This is a genomic window from Rhizobium bangladeshense (assembly GCF_017357245.1).
Taxonomy (GTDB): domain Bacteria; phylum Pseudomonadota; class Alphaproteobacteria; order Rhizobiales; family Rhizobiaceae; genus Rhizobium; species Rhizobium bangladeshense.
The window spans coordinates 3482779-3502086 of sequence record NZ_CP071612.1 but is presented as its reverse complement, the minus strand read 5'-3'; the positions used below and the strand labels follow the sequence as shown (position 1 = coordinate 3502086).

Here is a 19308-nt window from a genome sequence, read left to right as displayed (position 1 = left end):
TCTAGGCGGGAGTTCGGCGACGGCCAAGCAGATTTACTTCGTGCATCAGAAAGGGCGCGCCTGATGAGCCACCTGCCACAGATCGATTACGACAGTGCTTCACCAGAGGTTCGTGCGGCGCATGACGAGGAGGTCAGGCTGCGCGGGCGCATGACCAACATGAAGCGGACGCTGTTACATTCGCCGGTCGCTCATCGCATCTATGCCGAATGGTTCACGCTGCGGTCCGAGCTCGATCCTGTCATCGGCGACCGCGAGATCTGGATCTTCTCGCATGCGATCTCGAAGGCCGCGAAATCGAAGATCGCCATCACCTTCTTTCGCCGAGCCTTGATCAACAAGGGCTTCGATCCCGACGCATTGCAGCTTTCCGAAGCGGAGGCACTGCTCGACGCCTTCGGCAGGGCTGTTGTCACCGATTCCAACGCCGTTCCGGTCGAGCTCTGGGCAAGGCTGAAGGACCGCTACGAGACCAAGGTACTCGTCGACCTCATCGCCTTTGCCGGCATCATGCTGGCGACGGCCGTGTTCAACAATGTGGTCGAGGTCGAGCTCGACCCTGAGCTCGAAGCCTTCGCGGAAGCCGGCTCAGCCTAGGCGCCAAGTGAAGCAATGGCGGCCCTGACCGCGTCTGCGCCGGATCTGGTCGGCCGGTATTCCAGGCCGACGGCGCCGGCATAGCCGTTGGCGAAGATCCAGTCGAGGCGGCGGGCAAGGTCGATGCTGCCGGAGCCCGGTTCGTTGCGACCGGGATGATCGGCGACATGAACATGGAAAACCCGATCCAGACGGCCGTCCAGCACCTCTTCGGTGCGTTCATCCATCACGGCGGAATGGTAGAGGTCGTAGACGATGCCGATCTCGGGGCGGGCGACGTCATCGACGATGTCGAGGACTTCGCGGGTCGAGTCGAGGAAATAGCCGACATGGTCGATGCGGATGTTGAGCGGTTCGACGCCGAGGCGCACGCCACTGCCTTTGAGGATATCGGCGCCTGATTTCAGCGTTTCGGTGAGCGCCCGGCGCTGTTCTTCACGGCTGCGGCCGGGAAGATCGTCGCCGGCCTGGGCGATCAACACGGGCGCGCCGAGGCGCTTGGCAACAGTGACGGACTCGGTAAGGCCCACCAGCCAGGCCTGCCGGTTGGCAGCGTCGGTCAGCGCGATCATCGGTTCGGCGACGAGGCTGGTGACGGCGAGGCCGGTTTCCTTCAGCGCCGCCGCGATGGCATCCAGATCCTTGTCGGTCCAGCGCCAGAATTCGACTGCCGTCAGGCCGCCAGCATGGGCGCGGCGGATCCGGTCGGCAAAGCTGTCGACCTCTTCGGCAAACAGCCACTCTATGCAGGCTGAATAAAGTCGCATGAAAAACTCCTCCGGTACGGGCTCAGGCTGCGACAGAACGGAGTCTGCGGCAAGAGGCGTTTGGGTGCTTGACGACGGGATTCATTGACGGAACACTCGTCACCTTCTGCCGGGGTGGCCGGCGCTTCTGGAGGAAGACATGGATCTGGGATTGAGGGGTAAGATCGCCGTCATAACGGGTGCGTCGGTCGGCATCGGACTGGCGATCGCCGAAGGGCTGGCGGCTGAGGGCGTGGACCTCGTGCTGGCGGCGCGCGGCGGCGATCGGCTCGAGGCCGAGGCCGGTCGCATTGCGGAGAAATTCGGCGTCAGCGCCACCGCCGTCGCCGCCGACGTTGCTACGGCTGCGGGAACGGAGGCGATCATAGCGGCGGCTGCCGAAAAGGGTGGCGCCGATATCCTCATCAACAATGCCGGAACCGGATCGAACGAGACCGTCATGGAGGCGCCGGACGAGAAATGGCAAGCCTATTGGGACCTGCATGTAATGGCCGCCGTCAGGCTTGCGCGCGGCATCGCACCGCAGATGAAGAAACGTGGCGGCGGTGTGATCTTGCACAATGCCTCGATCTGCGCCGTCCAGCCACTCTGGTACGAGCCGATCTATAATGTGAGCAAATCGGCGCTGATGATGTTTTCAAAGACGCTCTCGACCGAACTCATCCAGGACAATATCCGCGTCAACTGCATCAATGCCGGCCTGATCCTGACGCCCGACTGGATCAAGACCGCCAAGCAGCTGACGGCCGAAAGCGGCGGAAACTGGGAAGGATACCTGCAGAGCGTTGCCAATGAGCATGCGGCCTCCAAACGCTTCGGCACGCCGGAGGAACTGGCCAATGTCTTCGTCTTTCTGAGTTCGGAGCGGGCGAGCTACTGCATCGGATCGACTTATTTCGTCGATGGCGGCATGCTGAAGACGATTTGATCGAAGCTGTCGCAAAGAGCAGTGCAGCAAGCTGGTCCGCCGCTGCTGTGGACGTTGCCGATACAAGCTATAAATATTAGCTATTTTGTTGTATCTTCACGCTTTCGACGTTATTTGCCTGCTATTGAGGGGCAAATATTACGGGTTCCAAAAGGCGACGACGATGCTGACGAAGAAGGGAAAATACGGCCTGAAGGCACTGGTCGATCTGGCGCGACTGGCGCCGGGCGAGACCGCCTTCATCAATGACGTCGCGGCGCGCAACAATATTCCGAAGAAGTTTCTCGACACGATCCTGCTCGAACTGCGCAATGTCGGTATCCTGCGTTCAAAGAAGGGGCCCGGCGGCGGATATTCTCTCTCGCGGCCGGCTTCCGAGATCCGCATCGGCCATGTCATCCGCACGCTCGACGGTCCGCTGGCACCGATTCGCTGCGCCAGCCGCACGGCTTACGAGGCCTGCGACGACTGCGCCGATCCGGAAACCTGTCAGGTGCGGCGTTCGATGACCGATGTCCGGGACGCGATCGCCGCCATTCTGGATAATATGACCCTCGACCAGTTCGTCGCAGCCGGCGGCCGCATTGAAGATGCCGGGGACGAATTGCCGATCTCCGCCGCCAGCTGAGACCGATTCGTTTTCACGGGCTATAGGGCGCCGTGCCGAGATCATGCAGGCTTTGTTTCGACATATAGTCGCCGGCGCGGTGCAGCAATCCATCCCGCGGCAGCGACAGCGCGTGGATGCGGGCGTTGCGCCAATGTCGGTCGAGATTGAGGCCGATGCCGGTTGACGCTTCGCCCGCGAGCTCGAACAGCGCGTTTGCGGCGCTGAGTGCCGTTTCTCCGGCAGTGATCGCGGCGGCCGAGGCGGAAAAATAGGCATCCGCCATCGCAGCCTCGACAGGATTGACCTGGGCAATGTCGAGTTTGCGGCCCGCCCGCTCCAGAGCTGCCGCCGCAATTTCGATGCCGACGGCGTGTTCGCCGAGCCGGGAGGCGTTGACGGTGCGCTCGTCAATCGTTGTCTTCAGGTCGGCCCATGCCGCGCGCGCGATGCCGAGGCTTACGCCCGCCTTGAGCAACAGGCCGAGCGAAATGCCGGTCGGATATCCGGACGAAGGGGCCGGCGCAATCGCGTCAACATTGACATGAATTGCGCCGGCGATCGTCGTTGCCGATCCATTGGTGCGCTGGCCGAAACCATCCCAATCATCGATCACTTGAACGTCTTCGCCATTCCGGCTGAGGTAGAGCGTCACCGGGCGGCTGGGCGGAAGTGTGACGGCAGCGGCAATCCAATCGGCATAGAGAATACCGGGCGCCTGCCGCATCCGTCCGCTCAGGCGGTAGCCCGGTCCTTCGGCCGACAGCTCGGTGCCGTCGGCGACCGTTGCACCGGCGAAGCGGTCGCCGAGCAGAACATGCGCAAACAGCGATGCCTTCAGATCCTCGGCCGCCTGGGTACGGAGCGTCTCCAGTACGGAAAAGTGATTTTCCAGGGCCTCGCCGATCGAGGCGTCGGCCTCGGCAACGATCGCAACGATTTCGGCGAGCAGGGCATTCGGTACGTCGAGCCCCTCATGCTCGGGCGGGACAGAGATTGCCGTCAGTCCCGACACCGACAGCGCGTCGAGCTCGGCAAAAGGCAGGATGCGGTTGATGTCACGCTCACTTGCATGGTGACGGAACGTGTCCGCGAGGTTGCGAGCTGTGGATACCGCCTCCTCCTCGGTTTCGATGCGGCGTGCTGGCGGCCTCAGGCGGTCTTGAAACTGCGATACCGTTCCCATCGCTCACTCTTTCCTCGACCGTGACAGGAGTGAAGGATTTTGCTGCTAATGATAAGAACCGTTTTTCCAGAAAAACCCGATGCTTCGAATTTTCTCACCAACTTGATCGCCTCGCCCTCCACGCTACTTATGGTTAACCGGGGCTTTCTTGATTGAGAAAATGATGGCGACGCACCAAGCGCGCCATAGCGAGGTTTGGAAAATGGGGCGCCAGCCGAGACCGCGTCTGACGCTGGATATTGCCGATATTCCAACCTATGCAATCGGCGACATTCACGGCCGCTACGACCTGCTCTTGAAAGCGGAGGAGGCGATCCTGCGCGATGGCGCGCGGCTGCCCGGACAAAAGCTGATCGTGACACTCGGTGACTATGTCGACCGCGGCCCGGAATCGGCGCAGGTCATCGATCATCTCATGGAGCCGCCGCCTGATGGTTTCGATCGTATCTGCCTTGCCGGAAATCACGAGATCGCCATGCTCGATTATATCGACGGCTGGCTTTCTTATGACGACTGGATGCGGATGGGGTCGGCGGAATTGCTTAAATCCTACGGGCTTGATCCGGAGCATCTGCCGCTGGTCTTCCCCTCCGGCGTGCAGCTCGACGCCTTCCTGCGGCAGTCGCTGCCGCATACGCATATCGATTTCATGCGAACGCTGCCCATCATGCTGGACACGCCGAGCGTGGTGTTCGTGCATGCGGGCATCGATCCGATGCTGCCGCTCTCCGCGCAGACGGAGGAGGACCTGGTCCTCATCCGGCATCGCTTTCTCGAAAGCAGAGTCCCTTTGCCAAAACTCGTCGTACATGGCCATACGCCCAGCGACGAGCCCGACATTCGCCCGAGGCGACTCAACCTCGATACGCGCGCCTTTCGCAGCGGCAGACTGACTGTCGCCCGGTTTTGGCAGGGCCGGGTGCATCTGTTTTCCACCTGACATCATCCCGCCGGGAGGCTGTGCCACCACGGCGATCAGACCGTCTCCCTTTCGGTCGGAACGGCTTCGACCGGCCTTTCAACCGAGCGGCTGCGGCGCCGGCCGCGCAGCACGACGTAGAAGACTGGCGTCAGGAACAGGCCGAAGAGCGTTACGCCGAGCATGCCCGAGAAGACGGCGGTGCCGAGCGACTGGCGCATTTCGGCGCCGGGACCGGTGGCGATTGCAAGCGGCAGGACGCCGAAGATGAAGGCGAATGCCGTCATCAGGATCGGGCGCAGTCGAAGATGACTCGCCTCGATAGCCGCCTCCACCGGCGACTTGCCTTCCTCTTCCGCCTGTCTTGCAAATTCGACGATCAGAATGGCGTTCTTGGCCGCCAGCCCGATCAGCACGATCAGGCCGATCTGCGTCAGGACGTTGTTGTCCATTCCTCTCAGCGACACCCCGATCAGTGCTGCGAGCACGGCAAGCGGAACGATGAGAATGATGGCAAGCGGCAGAACCCAGCTTTCATATTGGGCGGCCAGCGCCAGGAAGACGAAAATGACGGACAGGGCGAAGATGTAGACGGCGGTATTGCCAGTATGGGTTTCCTGATAGGCAAGCTCCGTCCATTCGAAGGTTGTCCCCGGCGGCAGGATCTTGGCCGCCAGCTCCTCCATCTTCTTCAGGGCATCGCCCGTCGAGGTGCCGGGCGTCGGATTGCCCTGCAGCGGCACCGAGACATACATGTTGTAGCGCTGAACGAGCGCCGGCCCGCTGGAATCCTGAATATCCATCAGGGTTCCGAGCGGCACCAGCGCGCCGGTCGCCGAGCGCACTTTCAGGGCGAGGATGTCTTCCCTGTCCATGCGATATTGCCGGTCGGCCTGGGCGCGAACCTGGTAGACACGGCCGAAGGCATTGAAGTCGTTGACGTAAGCGACGCCGAGATTGATCGACAGCGCGTTGAAGATATTGGGAATCGGCACGTTCAGGAAGCGCGCCTTGTCACGGTCGATCGACAGGAAATATTGGGGGCTGGCATCGGAGAAGGTCGTAAAGACGCCGGTCAGTCCCTCGGTCGTTGCCGCCGCCCCCATCATCTGACGGGCAAGGCCGAGCACGCGCGTCATATCCGGGTTTTCAAGATCGGAAATCTGCATCTTGAAGCCGCCGGAGTTGCCGACGCCGCGCACGGACGGCGGCGGGATGGCGATGATGAAGGCTTCCTGGATGCTTTGCAGCTTGCCGAAGAGCTCGCCGATGATCTTGTTGGCGTTGTCTCCGCCTTCCTCGCGCTCGGCGAAGGATTTGAACGGAACGAAAACGACGCCGGAATTCGAGGCGTTGGTAAATGTTGCTCCGCTGAAACCGGCAAATTGCACGGCATTGCCGACACCGGGCACGGTTCGGGCGATATCGCCCACCTGTTTAACGACGGCATCCGTACGGGCAAGTGAGGCGCCATCCGGAAGCTGCACCACGATGATCGCGTAGCCCTGGTCCATGGTCGGAATGAAGCCAGAAGGGACCTTCGTGGTCATATACCAGGTCGCGCCGAGAAGTCCGGCGAAGGCGACCATTGAGCAGGTCAATCCCACCCAGCTGCTGACCAGGTGCCGGACCGTCCAGGAATAGCCGGAGCTCATCCGGTCGAAGCCGCGATTGAAACCGTTCGCAAGGCCGGTTCCCAAGCGCGATGCGATGCTTCTGCGCTTTCTCTCGTGGTCGTGGGGTTTCAGCAATATGCCTGCGAGAGCGGGCGAAAGCGTCAGTGAGTTCAACGCCGAAATCGCGGTGGTGACGGCGATGGTGACAGCAAACTGCCTATAGAACTGGCCTGAAATGCCGGGAATAAAGGCCGTCGGCACGAAGACCGCGATCAGCACCAGGGAGATGGCGATGACCGCGGTTCCCACTTCGTCCATGGTGACGTGGGAGGCCTCTTTCGGCGTCATGCCGCGCGCCAGATTACGCTCGACGTTTTCCACCACCACGATCGCGTCGTCGACGACGATACCGATCGCCAGCACGAGGCCGAAGAGCGTCAGCATGTTGAGCGAAAAGCCGAAGGCCAGGAGGACGGCGAAGGTGCCGATCAGCGAGACGGGGATGGCGACGATCGGTATGATCGCAGTTCGCCAGGATTGCAGGAAGACCAGAACGACGATCGCCACCAGGATGGCCGCTTCGGCGATGGTTTTATACACCTCGTTGATCGAAGCCGAGATGAATTCGGTTGTGTCGTAGACGATGCGATATTCCAGCCCCTGCGGGAAATTCTGTGAGATCTCCTTCATGATCGTCTGAACTTGATGGGCTGTGTCGAGGGCGTTGGTGCCTGGCCGAGCGAAAATACCAAGCGCAACCGCGGGATCGTTGTTGAGGTAACTGTTGGTGACGTAGTCCTGTGCGCCGAGTTCGATGCGGGCGACATCCTGCAACTGCACGAGCCGGCCGGCTCCCGTCGATTTGACGATGACGTAGCGGAATTCGCGCACGTCGGAGAAGCGCCCGTCCGTTCGCACTGTATATTCGAAAGCGTTCCTGCCGGTCACCGGCGGTGCGCCGATCTTGCCTCCGGAGACCTGGACGTTCTGGTCCCTCAAGGCGGAGACCACGTCGTCCGACGTCATGCCGTAGGCAGAGAGTTTTTCCGGATCCAGCCAGATTCGCATCGAATACTGGCGCTCGCCGAAGATCTGCACGTCGCCCACGCCGTCGAGACGCACGAGCACGTCGCGGATGCGGTTGCGGGCATAGTTCGAGACGTAAAGCTGGTCGTAACGATGCGACGGCGACAGGAGGTGCACCACCATCATCAGGTCGGGCGAGCTCTTGTCCGTGGTGACGCCGAGCCGCTGGACTTCCTCGGGAAGACGGGGCAGCGCGATGGACACGCGGTTCTGGACCAGCACCTGGACCTTGTCGAGATCAGTGCCGAGCTTGAAGGTGATCGTCAGCGACATGGCGCCGTCGGCGCTTGAATAGGAGGACATGTAGAGCATGTCCTCGACGCCGTTGATCTGCTGTTCCAGCGGCGTCGAAACGGTGTCGGCGATGGTCTGCGGGTCCGCGCCGGGATAGGAGGTGCGCACGACGATCGTGGGCGGCGCGATCTCCGGATATTGGGAGACCGGCAACTGCGTATAGGCGATGCCGCCGACGACGAGGAAGAGGATCGAAATGACGGCCGCGAAAATCGGCCGATCCACGAAGAAGTGCGCAAATCTCATTGTCCGGTCTCCGCATTTGCGGCTTCCGGCGGAGTATCCTGCCGCTCCTGCGGCAGTTCGCTCATCTGAGGCGTGATTGTCGAACCCGGCCTTGCGCGCATCAGGCCGTTGACGATGATCGTCTCGGTGCCGTCGAGGCCCTCGCGAATAACGCGATAGCCGTAGAGCCGTGGTCCAGGCCGCACCGGCTTGGTCGAAACCTTGCCTTGCGCGTCAACGACATAGACGACGCGTTCATTCTGATCCGAACCAATCGCCTCATCCGGCACGAGAATAGCCTTATAGGTGTTGGAGGCTGCGACCTGCACACGGCCAAACAGGCCCGGCTGCAGGACGAGATCGGGATTTGCTAGGCGAGCGCGGATGCGGATGGTGCCGCTCTCATTGTCGACCCGGTTCTCGGCGAAATCGAGTTTTCCCTTGAAGGGCTTGGCGGTGGGGTCCGAGATCGTGACGGAGACGTCCACGCCGCCGCCGCCTTGTTGGAGGTCCGTGCCCATCTTGCGTGCGGTGTCGGCGAAATTGAGCAGTCGGCGCTCGTCGACATCGAAATAGAAATCGATCGGATCGAGGGAAACGATCGTTGTGAGCACCGTCTGGTCTGCTTGCACCAGGTTGCCCGTCGAGATCAGACGACGGTCGATGCGGCCGCTGAGCGGCGCCTTGATCTCGGTATATTCAAGGTCGAGAGCTGCGCGATCAGCGGCAGCCTGCGCGCCGCGGACATTGGCCTGGGCGGAATCGAATTCGCGGCGGCGATCATCAAGCGTCTGTGCGGATTGGCTGCCGCTCGAAGCAAGCGACTGGGCGCGCTTATACTGCGCATCGGCGAAGACAAGGGTGGATTGCGCCGCTTCAAGCGCGGCCTTTGCTTGGTTGAGCGCGGTTATGAACGGACGTTGGTCGATGACGAAGAGCAGGTCGCCCTGCTTGACCAGGGCGCCGTCCTCGAAATGAACTTCCTGCAGATAGCCGCCGACGCGCGAGCGCACGGAAACCTCATCGACCGGCTGGAAACGGCCGATGAATTCGTCATTATCGACGACATCACGCACGACAGGCTTTGCGACAGTAACGGGAGGAGGCGCGGAGGGAGCGCCTTGGGCCATTGCGGCCAAGGGCATGAATGTGGTGATACAGCCGAGCATCAATATCCGTCGAAGCACGTAAGTCATACCGGTCCCTCCAATCTCGACGGCCGATCGACTGCCGCCGAAGCTAAGATGAAGTTATGCTATTCATGTCTTGCTGCTGTGAACGGAAGCCTAGGCTCCCGTGATACCCCCGGCATCCGATCGATGGAAGGGAAGGCCGGCATGCGACGCACAATGGAAAGTCTTAACGCTATGGAACGGGATATAAACGGCTGCCGCGAAAAATAGCAAATGCCAATTGCCGGCGGTTATCAATTCTTTACGAGCGGCGTCAGCTTTCGACAATCTCATCGCGGCCTGGCGGTAAGGCTGCGAGTTCGGCCCAGTCAAGTTCCTGTTCCAGCATGTGAAAGACATCGTCGTCGATCTCGCCGGCGCGGCGCATCGCCGCCAGTTTGCGGCGTTTGGCGGTGATGACGTTGCGGCGCTGTTTGTCAAGCCGGCTGACCTCGCGCGGGTGTTTTCCGTCAGCGGCGATCTCACGCTCGGAGGTGTAGACATCGCGCAAGATGCGGGTGGATTTTTCATCGCCGTCAAGCTCGGCAAGCGCTGCATCAATGAGCGCGATGCGGGCTTTTGTGAGATCACGGTCCAAGGAGGTGTCCGGATCAAATTTCAGGAAGCGGATCAGCGGCCCGAGCGTCAGCCCCTGAACGATGAGTGTGCCGAGGACTACGGCAAGGGCGCTGAGTAGGATGATGTCGCGGTCGTGGAAGTCGATCGGCAAGGCGAGCGCGGTCGCCAGCGTCACGAGGCCGCGCATTCCGCACCATCCGGCGATAAGGCTCGTCGCGAAAGTAGGAACGGCCTGTTTCGTCAGCCTACGCACCGCCAGAAAGGTAATCACACGGTTATAGAGAAGCACCCAAGCCAGGCGGACCACGATGACGGTGATGAAGACCGAGGCGGCCAGGGTGATCGCGAAGTCGAGTCGACCGGGGTCGATATCAACGAAGATTTGGCGGACTTGCAGCCCCATCAGCAGGAAGGCGAGCACGTTGACCAGGAAGACCGCGGCTTCCCAAACCGAATAGGAGTGGATGCGATGGCGGGCGGTCTGCCTTTCGGGCATGTAGCGGGCGATCACCATCGCATAAACGACGATGGTCAAAATCGCTGAAAGGTGCAGCCGCTCGGCGATGATCCATGCGCCAAACGTGGCGACGAATTCGAGCAAGGTGCCGCCGAGCGTGCCGGCGAGTCTTACTCCGATGACCATGTAGAGACGGCCGAGGAGATAACCGAGGATGATACCTCCCGGCGCCGCCAGCGCCAGTTGCGCAAGGGCGCCGCTGAAGAAGGTCGGGCTTGAGGCGGCGGCCACCGCCGCGCTGAAGATCAGGAGCGCGACGGCATCGTTCAAAAGGCTCTCGCCTTTAAGGACCACATAGGTCTGCCGCGGCAGCTCGAAACGGTCGAGCATAGCGGTTGCCGCTGCCGCATCGGGTGGTGCGACGATGGCTCCGAGGGCCAAGGCTGCAGCAAGCGGCAGGCCGGCCGTCGTCATGGCGACGGCGGCGACTGCGACGGCCGTCAGGATGACGGCAATGGCGGCGAGCGAGAAGAGCGGCAGCCAGTTGCGCCTCAACGTCCGTGGCGGCAGGTCATAGGCAGCGTCGAAGAGGACGGGCGCGATCAACAGCGCCAGCGCCAATTGCGGATCAATGGCGACGTCGGGCGCCCAGGGCACAGCGGCAACGATGATGCCGGCGATCGCCAGCATTGTGGGATAAGGGATGCGGAATTTTCGAGAGAATTGCAGGAAGACGATCGCTACCAGAAGCAATGTCAGCATGCTTTCGAAGAACGCCATCCAGCCCTCCTGCACGCCTCCGGCGGAGGCTATCTCTGTCGAAAATTAGGGCCGAAGCCGGTCTGCGGCCACTGTACGAAGCCAGCTTTTCTCGCTGCGGCTGCGGCATTTTAGCCGCGGCTTCGGAATTTACCTGAAGCACCCTTGTGCAGTGCACGCGGCAGGAATATATCACCCATATCATAAGTATGCTTATAAATAGCCGGCAAATGTCCCCATGAGCGCCACGCCGACACTCGGTTTTCTTTTGCACGACGTCGCGCGGCTGCTGCGCAAGCGGTTCGAGCAGCGCGCGAAGTGCCTTGGGTTGACGCGTTCACAATGGCAGACACTTGCCTATCTCTCAAACAACGAAGGCATCCACCAAAGCGGCCTTGCCGAAATCCTCGAAATCGAGCCGATCACGCTGGTGCGCATCCTCGACAAGCTCGCCGAGCGCGGGCTAATCGAGCGCCGCCAGCATCCCACCGACCGGCGTGTCTGGCTGCTCTACATGCGCGAGGAGGCGCATCCGCTGCTCGCCGAAATGCGCGAACTCGGCGATGTCACCCGAGCCGAGGCGCTGGAGGGCGTTTCGGCCGAGCAGCGCGAGCAGCTTTACCGGATCCTATCTGCAATGAAGACGAACCTGGTGCAGGCTTGCCGAACACCGGTGGAAGAGAATGAGATGAACGATGGCTGATCAACCCAACCTCCGCGTCGTTGCAGACGCCGATGCCAAGACATCTGAAGCAAACCAAATCAAACAGCAGGAAACGGTAGCCGAAGCGCCTTCATCCAGTTCAGCGCCGGCTGCCGCCGTGGCTGCGCCTGGCGGCAACAAGGTCCGCCGCCGGCGCAGTCTCACACGGCCCGTCCTTTTCGCCCTTCTGCCGGCAGCGCTGGTCATCGGCGGTTATTACTACGTCAATGGCGGCCAGGTGATGTCAACCGATAACGCCTATATTCAGGCCGACATGGTCGGGGTCACCACTGATGTCTCGGGCATCGTCGACGAGATCAACGTGCACGAGAACGAGGCGGTCAAGGCGGGCCAGGTGCTCTTCAGCCTCAAATCGGATTCCTTCAGGATTGCGCTCGATGGCGCCAGGGCGCAGCTCGGCGCGCAGCGCAACCAGATCATGAACCTCAAGGCGAGCTATCAGCAGTCACTCGCCGAGATCACCCAAGCTGAGGCCGATCTGCCCTATTACCAGGATCAGTTCGACCGTCAGCAGGCCCTCGTCAACAACGGCAGTGCAACGCAATCCGCCTATGACGAGGCCAGGCACAATCTCGAAGCTGCTCAACAGAAGGTCGCCGTCGCCAAGGCGGAAGCGGCAACGACACTCGCTCAGCTCGGCGGCAGCGCCGACCAGCCGGTCGAGGAAAACCCGCTCTATCTGCAGGCCAAGTCACAGGTCGATAATGCACAGCGCGAGTTCGACCACAGCGTCGTCAGGGCCCCCTTCGACGGTATCGTCACCAATGTCAACGCGCTGCAGGTCGGCTCTTATTTGCAGGCTTCGCAGCAGGCATTCTCGCTTGTCGCCACAGACCACCTGTGGATCGCCGCCAGCCCGAAGGAAACCGAGCTGACCTACGTCAAGCCGGGCCAGACGGCCGAGATCCATGTCGACACCTATCCTGGCGTGACATGGAAGGGCAAGATCGAGAGCATCAGCCCGGCCTCCGGCTCCAGCTTCTCGCTGCTGCCGGCGCAGAACACCACCGGCAACTGGGTAAAGGTCGTCCAGCGCATCCCGATGCGCGTCAGCATCGAGGATACTCAAGGCAAGCCGCCGCTTCGTGTCGGCATGAGCACGGTCGTCGATGTCGATACCGGCCACGCCCGCGGCCTGCCGGATTTCGTCAACAAGCTTCTGGGCCGGCCTCAGGGCAAGGACCATGACTAACGCTGCCCCCTCTCCGGTGAACCCGGTCGCCAATCGTGGCGCGATCACGGCCTGCGTCATTCTTGCCGTCATCATGCAGGCGCTGGATACGACGATCGCCAACGTGGCGCTGCCCTATATCCAGGGCAGCGTGTCGGCTTCCGCCGACCAGATCAACTGGGTCCTGACCTCCTATATTGTCGCGGCGGCGATCATGACGCCGCCCTCGGGTTTCCTCGCCGCCAGGTTCGGTCGCAAGCGCGTGCTGCTCGTCGCCGTTGCCGGCTTCGTCGGCGCCTCCATCCTCTGCGGTCTTGCGCAATCGCTGAACCAGATCGTCGTCTTTCGCCTGATGCAGGGCCTTTTTGGCGCATCGCTGGTGCCACTTTCCCAGGGCATCCTCCTCGACATCTATAGCGTCGAGGAGCGCGGCTCGGCGATGGCTCTCTTCGGCGTCTCGGTCATGGTCGGGCCGGTACTCGGACCCGTCATCGGCGGTTGGCTGACCGACAATATCAGCTGGCGCTGGGTGTTCTACATCAACGTGCCGATCGGGGCGCTCGCTTTTGCCGGCATCATCATCTTCGTCTCGGAAACGAAGAGGGATCTGCTCGCCAAGCTGGACTGGTTCGGTTTCGGTATGATGAGCCTGTTCATCGCCTCGCTCCAGCTCTTCCTGGACCGCGGCGAGCAGCTCGACTGGTTCTCATCAGGCGAGATCATGCTCGAAGCGATCGTCTGCGCCGCGGCGTTCTATCTGCTCCTCGTGCACACGCTGACCGCAGAGAAATCCTTCGTCAACCCGAAGCTGTTTCTCGATCAGAACTTCACGATCAGCATGATCTTCATCTTCGTGATCGGCATCACCTATCTCGCCTCGCTGGCACTGATGACGCCTTATCTGCAGACCCTGATGGGCTATCCCGTCATCACCGCCGGTATCGTCATGGGGCCGCGCGGGCTCGGCACCATGCTCTGCATGTTCATCGTCGGGCGGCTGATCGGCAAGGTGGATACGCGTTGGCTGCTGGTGCTGGGGCTCGGGCTCACCGCCTGGGCGATGTACGACATGACGGGCTGGACGCCCGACGTCTCGCAATGGACGATCGTCTCGATCGGCTTCATCCAGGGTGCCGGCCTGGGCTTCCTCTTCGTGCCGCTGACGACGATCGCTTTCGCCACGCTGCCCTCCCAGATGCGTGGCGATGGCACCGGCCTCTACAATCTTTCGCGAAACATCGGCTCATCGGTCGGCATTTCGATCGTCTCGGCGTTGATCGTCGAGAATACTCAGCGCAATCACGAATCGATCGCGGCCTATGTGACGCCGTTCAACCATGCCTTCAACGCCGCGGCGGCGCAGGGGCTTAGTCCTGTGACGGCTGCCGGACGCGCCTCGCTTAACGAGATCATCACGCTTCAATCGACGATCATCGCCTATATGGACGATTTCAAGCTTTTGATGCTGATGTCGCTTGCGGTGATTCCGCTGGTGCTTTTGCTGCGCAAGCCGAAGGCGGCGCCCGCCGTCGATCACAGCGCCGTCATGGAATAATCAGCGAAAAGGTTTGCTGAGATAACGCGATCCCTGAATGCCGAAACGCCAGGGTGCCTCGGCATTTTTTGTAATGCCGATGCGTTTTCCCGAGACAATGGGCACCGGCGCAGACGGCGTTAGCGCATAGGGCGGGCGGTCGAGCAGCCGGTCATTGACTTCGATGTCAATGCCGAGGGCCTGGCAGAGCTTGCCCGGGCCGCTGCAGAGCGCCGTCAGCATATCGGTGCCGCGCCGCTCCATCATGGCGGGAATTCCGGTTTCCGGCTCAAGTGCGCGGATCAGCACCGCCGAGCCCGGATGGCAGACGAAGTTCAGGCACCAGTACATGCCGTAGATGCGGTAGATGTAGACATTGCCGGGTCGGCCGAACATGGCGCCGTTGCGCTTGGTCGGGCCACGAAAACTGTGCGAGGCTTCATCATCGGGGAAATAGGCTTCGGTCTCGGTGATCCGGCCGCCGGCGCCATCGACTGCGAGATGGCAGCCCAGAAGGTCGCGGGCCACGGTGACCGCGTCGCGCTCGAAAAACGTCCTGAGGCCTTCGCCGGCAAGCGCGCCGGCGCCGATCGCGCCCTTCGTCATTCCACCATCGGTCATGGCCGAGGCAGATAACATCCCGCGCGTCCCTCGTCACCCCGAAACCGCGTCACGCTTTCGGATGGGCGTCAGCGAGCGGCGTTGGGATCGCGCATCGGAATCGAGGAGACGGTGACGGAGACCGGATCGCTTGCCGGAAAGGAATCCTCCAGACCCTCCTCCAGTTCCTCTTCGAGCAAGGCCGGATCCTTGCTGCGCGCGCCGTCGCCGTGGGCAGATCCAATTGCTGCCGCAAGCAGGGCCTTGGCGCGCGGGACCGCGTTTTCCAATGTCAGTTCGGGTGCGCTTCGCAGCGTTACGGCAATGCTGTCTTCGCCTTCACCGCCGAATTCGACGACGAAGCCGTCTTCCGTCTGGTAGACGGTGATATCGCTGAGTGCCATGGCTCTTCCCCCCAAAATGCTTATATTAGGAAAGCGTGTTTTTGGAATTTTGTCGAGCGAAGACCTTCACCAGCCAATCGATGAAGACACGCACGCGTCGGACTGACATGGCGCGTCGTGCGTTGGAGCAGGCGCACGCCGAGGCGAGCCTCGGGCTGCTTGACCGCATCGGTAACGGTCGAGCGCGGCACGCCTGTGTCTTCTGCTGCGAGGGTGAAGCTGCGGCGCTCCACAACGCGGCAGGACACACGCATGGCATCGAATCTGTCCATGGCGGTGCGATCTGACGAAGGCGCCGTCACCGCGATTATGTGAACGACGCTTGTAGGTTTTTCCTCTTACAATCTTGTGGAGAGTGCTTATAAGTAATTTCTCGCGAGAGAGCGGAGTTCCCTGACGCTCTCTCGCGAGCCTCCAGAGCCTGCCGCGCCCATGCAGCGGCGCGACAGGCCCGATGTTCAAAATATTGCGGCCCGTCGAAGGTCTCCCCTGCCTTCCGGGCCGTATCTGTTTGCCGCTGCGGCATGCCCTATAAATCGTTCAGCCTGGCCTCGACCAGAAGCTTCACCAGCCAGTCTACGAAGACGCGCACCTTGTTGCTGAGGTGGCGGTTCGGCGGATAGACCACATAGAGCGGAACCGGATCGCGGCGCCAATCCGGCAGCAGGCGGATGAGTTCGCCCCGCCGCATGGGTTCACGCGCCATGAAGGTCGGCACCTGCGCGACGCCGAGCCCGGTCAGGGCCGCGGTCAGATAAGTCCTGCTGTCGTTGACCGAGGCGATGCAGCGCGGGGTGGTCTCGACCATTTCGTTGCCCCTGCGAAATTCGAAGGGCAGCGTCCGGTTGTTTTGGGCGCGGAAATAATTGACGGAGTAGTGCGTGGCCTCCAAATCCTCCGGCCGTTCGGGCATGCCGAATTTCTGAATGTAGCTCGGCGAAGCGCAGGTGATCAGTTCCATCTCCGAAACCCGCCGGGCAATCAGCGATTGGTCGGTGGGCGTGCCCGCCCGTAGCGCGCAATCGACGTTTTCGACCAGGTAGTCCACCGTGCGGTCGCCGACCCCCAGATCCAGGCGGATGTCGGGATAGCGCTGGTAGAAGTCACAAAGCGCCGGAACGACGATGGCGTCAGCAAAGGCGCCGCTCATCTCGATACGCAGCCGCCCGCTCGGCAGGCTTTGCGAGTTGGAGAGGCTGCCATCGAGTTCTTCCAGTTCGGAGATGATCTGGGCGGCGCGTTCATAATAAAGCGCGCCGTCCGTGGTTACCATGACCCGGCGCGTGGTACGGTTCAGAAGCTTGGTGCGCAGATGCGCTTCGAGGCCCTGAATGAGGTTGGTCACCGTCGCTTTGGGCATGGCGAGCATGTCGGCGGCGCGGGTGAAATTGCCCGTCTCCACCACACGGATGAAGACGCGCATTGCCGAGAGCTGATCCATCGGTTTCAAGTCCGCAGTTTGCGTTGCACCATTATTCGAAAATTGGAACAGTGTAATCGCGATATTGCTTCTTATTCCTTCCGCTGAATAACAATATCTTTTTTGTGGAAAATGCAAGGGGCGGATGCGCCTGTTTGCTCCAATGCGGAAAGAGACCGGAAGCATGTCGGTGGAATGGAAAGATATGGTGCTGGACAAGGTGGCCATCGGCCCCGTTTCCGCACGTATCTACCAGGGCGCCGATTACGGCAAGGGGCAGCCGATCGTGCTTTACCTGCATGGCGGCGCGTTTCTCGACAGCGAGACGAATGTCGACCGGCCGGTGGCGATGAGCCTGGCCAAGGCCGGCGCGATCGTCGCTGCCGTCGACTATAGCAGCCTGTCCGGCAATATGTTTCCGAAGGCATTGGAAGTTTCCTTCTCGGTTTTCAGCTACCTCGCCAACAAACGTGCTGCCGGTCTTGGCGACCGCAAGTCGCTGCTTTTTGTCGCCGGTGAGGAGGCTGGCGGCAACGTCGCCGCCGGTGTGGCGTTGAAGGCGCGGGACCAGTTGCCTGATGCGCTCGACGGCCAGATTTTGATTTCGCCGCTGCTCGATCCCTTCATGGGCACGTCCTCCATTCGTAAGGCGGAAGCCATCGGCATGCGCCAGCGTTGGACCGAGGGCTGGAGTCATTACCTGAGCGGCGGCGGCTGCCATCCCTATGCGGCGCCTTGCCTCTGTTCGCGTCTTTCAGGCGTCGCGCCGGCATTGATATTTACCGCTGAGGACGATCCTCTGCACGACGAAACAATCGGTTACGGCGCCCGCCTGAAGAAGGCCGGTGTCGGTGTCCGCCAGCATGTCCTTCCCGCCGGGATGGGCTGGCCTTTAATTTATGGTGGGAAATCCGGGGAAACGCCCGGTTGGCAGGAACACGTCAGCCGCCATTTCGGGAGTTTCCTTCAGGACGTAAGCGTCCAACCGCAATTGCATTGAAGAAGATCTGATATTTCGGCGGCTTGAGGCCGCAAGGAGAGTACTGATGACGTCCAGAAGTAAACGCTGGGCCCTGGTGGGTGCCGGCCTAGGTCTTATTGCGTCCGTTTCCGGCGCGGCATTGTTTTTTGAATTGCCTATGAGCACGGCTGCCACTGCCGCTTCCGCCCCGGCGGAGGCTCCTGCGGTGCCGGTGACGGTAGCCGTCGTCGCAGCGCGCGACGTGACGGCCTGGGAAAGTTTCTCCGGTCGCCTTGAAGCGGTCGATCGCGTGCAGGTGCGCTCCCGCGTCGCCGGCGCCATCCTGTCGGTAGCATTCCGCGAAGGCGCCCTGGTCAAACAGGGCGATCTGCTCTTCACGATCGACCCGGCGCCCTACCAGGCGAGCGTGGCACAGGCGCAAGGCCAGGTCGCTTCGGCCGAAGCCAGGGTCAGCCTGGCGCAGACCGAACTCGATCGCGGCCGCAGGCTTTCCGACAACCGCACCATCTCCCAGAGCGATCTTGATCAGCGCCAGAGCGCGCTGGCCGAGGCGCAGGCCGGGCTACGTTCGGCGCAGGCCACATTGCAGTCGGCCCAGCTCGATCTCGATTACACCCAGGTTCGCGCTCCCGTGTCGGGCCGTATCGGCAAGATCGAGGTCACAGCCGGCAACCTCGTTGCTGCCGGGTCGGCCTCGCCGGCGCTGACGACGCTTGTTTCGGTCGACCCGATCTATGCGAGCTTCAACGCCAGCGAAGAGATGGTGACGCGGGCGCTTGCCCAGCTACCGCAGACCGATAGCGCCCTGCCTCCGGTCGAGCAGATCCCTGTCGAAATCGGCACGCTGACCGATGACGGTACGCCGATCAAAGGCAAGCTGCAGTTGATCGACAACGAGGTTGATGCGGCGAGCGGCACGATCGGCGTGCGCGCCGTCTTCGACAATCCGGGCGGTCGGCTCATTCCCGGACAGTTCGTGCGGGTGCGCATGGGCCAGCCGAAGGCGGAGAACAAGATCGTCATCAGCGATCGCGCCGTCGGTACCGACCAGGACAAGAAATTCGTCTTCGTCGTCGACGGCGAGAACAAGGTCGCCTACCGCCAGGTGCAGCTCGGAACTGTGGCTGACGGCCAGCGGGTGGTCGAAAGCGGCCTGAAGGCCGGCGAGAAGATCGTCGTCAACGGTCTGCAGCGCATCCGTCCCGGCGCCGTGGTCGCGCCGCAGATGGAAGAGAAGGTCGCCACCGCTCAGTAAGATCCGGTCTTCCCCTGCAGGGAAGG

Annotated in this window: 17 protein-coding genes and 1 pseudogene; 9 read left to right on the top strand and 9 right to left on the bottom strand. The window is 61.6% G+C overall.

Features of this window, described 5'->3' with window-relative positions:
* Nucleotides 1–63: 63 nt before the first annotated feature.
* Nucleotides 64–597 carry a carboxymuconolactone decarboxylase family protein gene (locus J2J98_RS16990; protein WP_207601660.1) on the top strand — a complete coding sequence of 178 codons (534 nt, stop codon included), beginning with the start codon at nt 64–66 and terminating at the stop codon, nt 595–597.
* Here J2J98_RS16990 and J2J98_RS16985 read toward each other — a convergent pair.
* On the bottom strand, nt 594–1364 hold the full coding sequence (locus tag J2J98_RS16985) for a TIM barrel protein (protein WP_207601659.1): 771 nt from the start codon (nt 1362–1364) through the stop codon (nt 594–596). The two genes, J2J98_RS16990 and J2J98_RS16985, sit on opposite strands and share 4 nt — an antisense overlap.
* A gap of 139 nt (nt 1365–1503) precedes the next feature.
* On the opposite strand from J2J98_RS16985, the gene J2J98_RS16980 reads away from it, so the two are divergent.
* Nucleotides 1504–2292 (top strand): SDR family NAD(P)-dependent oxidoreductase, encoded by a 789-nt coding sequence (locus tag J2J98_RS16980; RefSeq protein WP_207601658.1) that lies wholly within the window; start codon nt 1504–1506, stop codon nt 2290–2292.
* A gap of 163 nt (nt 2293–2455) precedes the next feature.
* Nucleotides 2456–2920, top strand: a complete 465-nt coding sequence (locus J2J98_RS16975) for an RrF2 family transcriptional regulator (RefSeq protein WP_064706035.1) — start codon at nt 2456–2458, stop codon at nt 2918–2920.
* Nucleotides 2921–2933: 13 nt separating this feature from the next.
* Here J2J98_RS16975 and J2J98_RS16970 read toward each other — a convergent pair whose 3' ends face one another.
* Nucleotides 2934–4085 carry a monooxygenase gene (locus J2J98_RS16970; RefSeq protein ID WP_207601657.1) on the bottom strand — a complete coding sequence of 384 codons (1152 nt, stop codon included), beginning with the start codon at nt 4083–4085 and terminating at the stop codon, nt 2934–2936.
* Between the two features lie 202 nt (nt 4086–4287).
* Between J2J98_RS16970 and J2J98_RS16965 the strand changes: the two genes are divergently transcribed.
* Nucleotides 4288–5025 (top strand): metallophosphoesterase family protein, encoded by a 738-nt coding sequence (locus J2J98_RS16965; protein ID WP_138396515.1) that lies wholly within the window; start codon nt 4288–4290, stop codon nt 5023–5025.
* A 35-nt stretch (nt 5026–5060) separates the two neighbouring features.
* Here J2J98_RS16965 and J2J98_RS16960 read toward each other — a convergent pair whose 3' ends face one another.
* The 3 genes from J2J98_RS16960 to J2J98_RS16950 all read right to left on the bottom strand — a co-directional run bounded on the left by J2J98_RS16960 (nt 5061) and on the right by J2J98_RS16950 (nt 11213).
* The gene (locus J2J98_RS16960) at nt 5061–8246 is read right to left on the bottom strand and encodes an efflux RND transporter permease subunit (RefSeq protein WP_207601656.1); all 3186 of its coding nucleotides are present in this window, start codon (nt 8244–8246) and stop codon (nt 5061–5063) included.
* Complete coding sequence (locus J2J98_RS16955; RefSeq protein ID WP_207601655.1) at nt 8243–9421, bottom strand: efflux RND transporter periplasmic adaptor subunit; 1179 nt, start codon at nt 9419–9421, stop codon at nt 8243–8245. The genes J2J98_RS16960 and J2J98_RS16955 overlap by 4 nt, the downstream gene beginning before the upstream one ends.
* Before the next feature lie 250 nt (nt 9422–9671).
* Nucleotides 9672–11213 carry a cation:proton antiporter gene (locus tag J2J98_RS16950; RefSeq protein WP_207601654.1) on the bottom strand — a complete coding sequence of 514 codons (1542 nt, stop codon included), beginning with the start codon at nt 11211–11213 and terminating at the stop codon, nt 9672–9674.
* A 217-nt stretch (nt 11214–11430) separates the two neighbouring features.
* On the opposite strand from J2J98_RS16950, the gene J2J98_RS16945 reads away from it, so the two are divergent.
* The 3 genes from J2J98_RS16945 to J2J98_RS16935 are packed head-to-tail and all read left to right on the top strand — an operon-like array spanning nt 11431 to nt 14642.
* Nucleotides 11431–11895 (top strand): MarR family winged helix-turn-helix transcriptional regulator, encoded by a 465-nt coding sequence (locus tag J2J98_RS16945; protein WP_207601653.1) that lies wholly within the window; start codon nt 11431–11433, stop codon nt 11893–11895.
* On the top strand, nt 11888–13108 hold the full coding sequence (locus J2J98_RS16940) for an HlyD family secretion protein (RefSeq protein ID WP_207601652.1): 1221 nt from the start codon (nt 11888–11890) through the stop codon (nt 13106–13108). The genes J2J98_RS16945 and J2J98_RS16940 overlap by 8 nt, the downstream gene beginning before the upstream one ends.
* On the top strand, nt 13101–14642 hold the full coding sequence (locus J2J98_RS16935) for a DHA2 family efflux MFS transporter permease subunit (RefSeq protein ID WP_207601651.1): 1542 nt from the start codon (nt 13101–13103) through the stop codon (nt 14640–14642). The genes J2J98_RS16940 and J2J98_RS16935 overlap by 8 nt, the downstream gene beginning before the upstream one ends.
* Here the strand turns inward: J2J98_RS16935 and J2J98_RS16930 are convergent, their stop codons facing one another.
* From J2J98_RS16930 to J2J98_RS16915, 4 genes and pseudogenes are all read right to left on the bottom strand, one after another.
* Nucleotides 14643–15260 carry a DNA-3-methyladenine glycosylase gene (locus tag J2J98_RS16930; protein WP_246569379.1) on the bottom strand — a complete coding sequence of 206 codons (618 nt, stop codon included), beginning with the start codon at nt 15258–15260 and terminating at the stop codon, nt 14643–14645.
* A 50-nt stretch (nt 15261–15310) separates the two neighbouring features.
* Entirely contained in the window at nt 15311–15625 is a 315-nt protein-coding gene (locus J2J98_RS16925; RefSeq protein WP_207601650.1) for a hypothetical protein, read from the bottom strand.
* Between the two features lie 95 nt (nt 15626–15720).
* Nucleotides 15721–15897, bottom strand: a pseudogene (locus J2J98_RS16920) (helix-turn-helix domain-containing protein); the annotation flags it as partial.
* 257 nt (nt 15898–16154) lie between these two features.
* Nucleotides 16155–17066, bottom strand: coding sequence for a LysR family transcriptional regulator (locus J2J98_RS16915; protein ID WP_064706024.1), 912 nt, complete (start codon nt 17064–17066; stop codon nt 16155–16157).
* Nucleotides 17067–17229: 163 nt separating this feature from the next.
* Between J2J98_RS16915 and J2J98_RS16910 the strand changes: the two genes are divergently transcribed.
* Nucleotides 17230–18045: an alpha/beta hydrolase fold domain-containing protein gene (locus J2J98_RS16910; protein ID WP_207601649.1), complete on the top strand. Its 816-nt coding sequence runs from the start codon at nt 17230–17232 to the stop codon at nt 18043–18045.
* Nucleotides 18046–18091: 46 nt separating this feature from the next.
* The gene (locus tag J2J98_RS16905) at nt 18092–19282 is read left to right on the top strand and encodes an efflux RND transporter periplasmic adaptor subunit (protein ID WP_138396468.1); all 1191 of its coding nucleotides are present in this window, start codon (nt 18092–18094) and stop codon (nt 19280–19282) included.
* Nucleotides 19283–19308 lie beyond the last annotated feature (26 nt).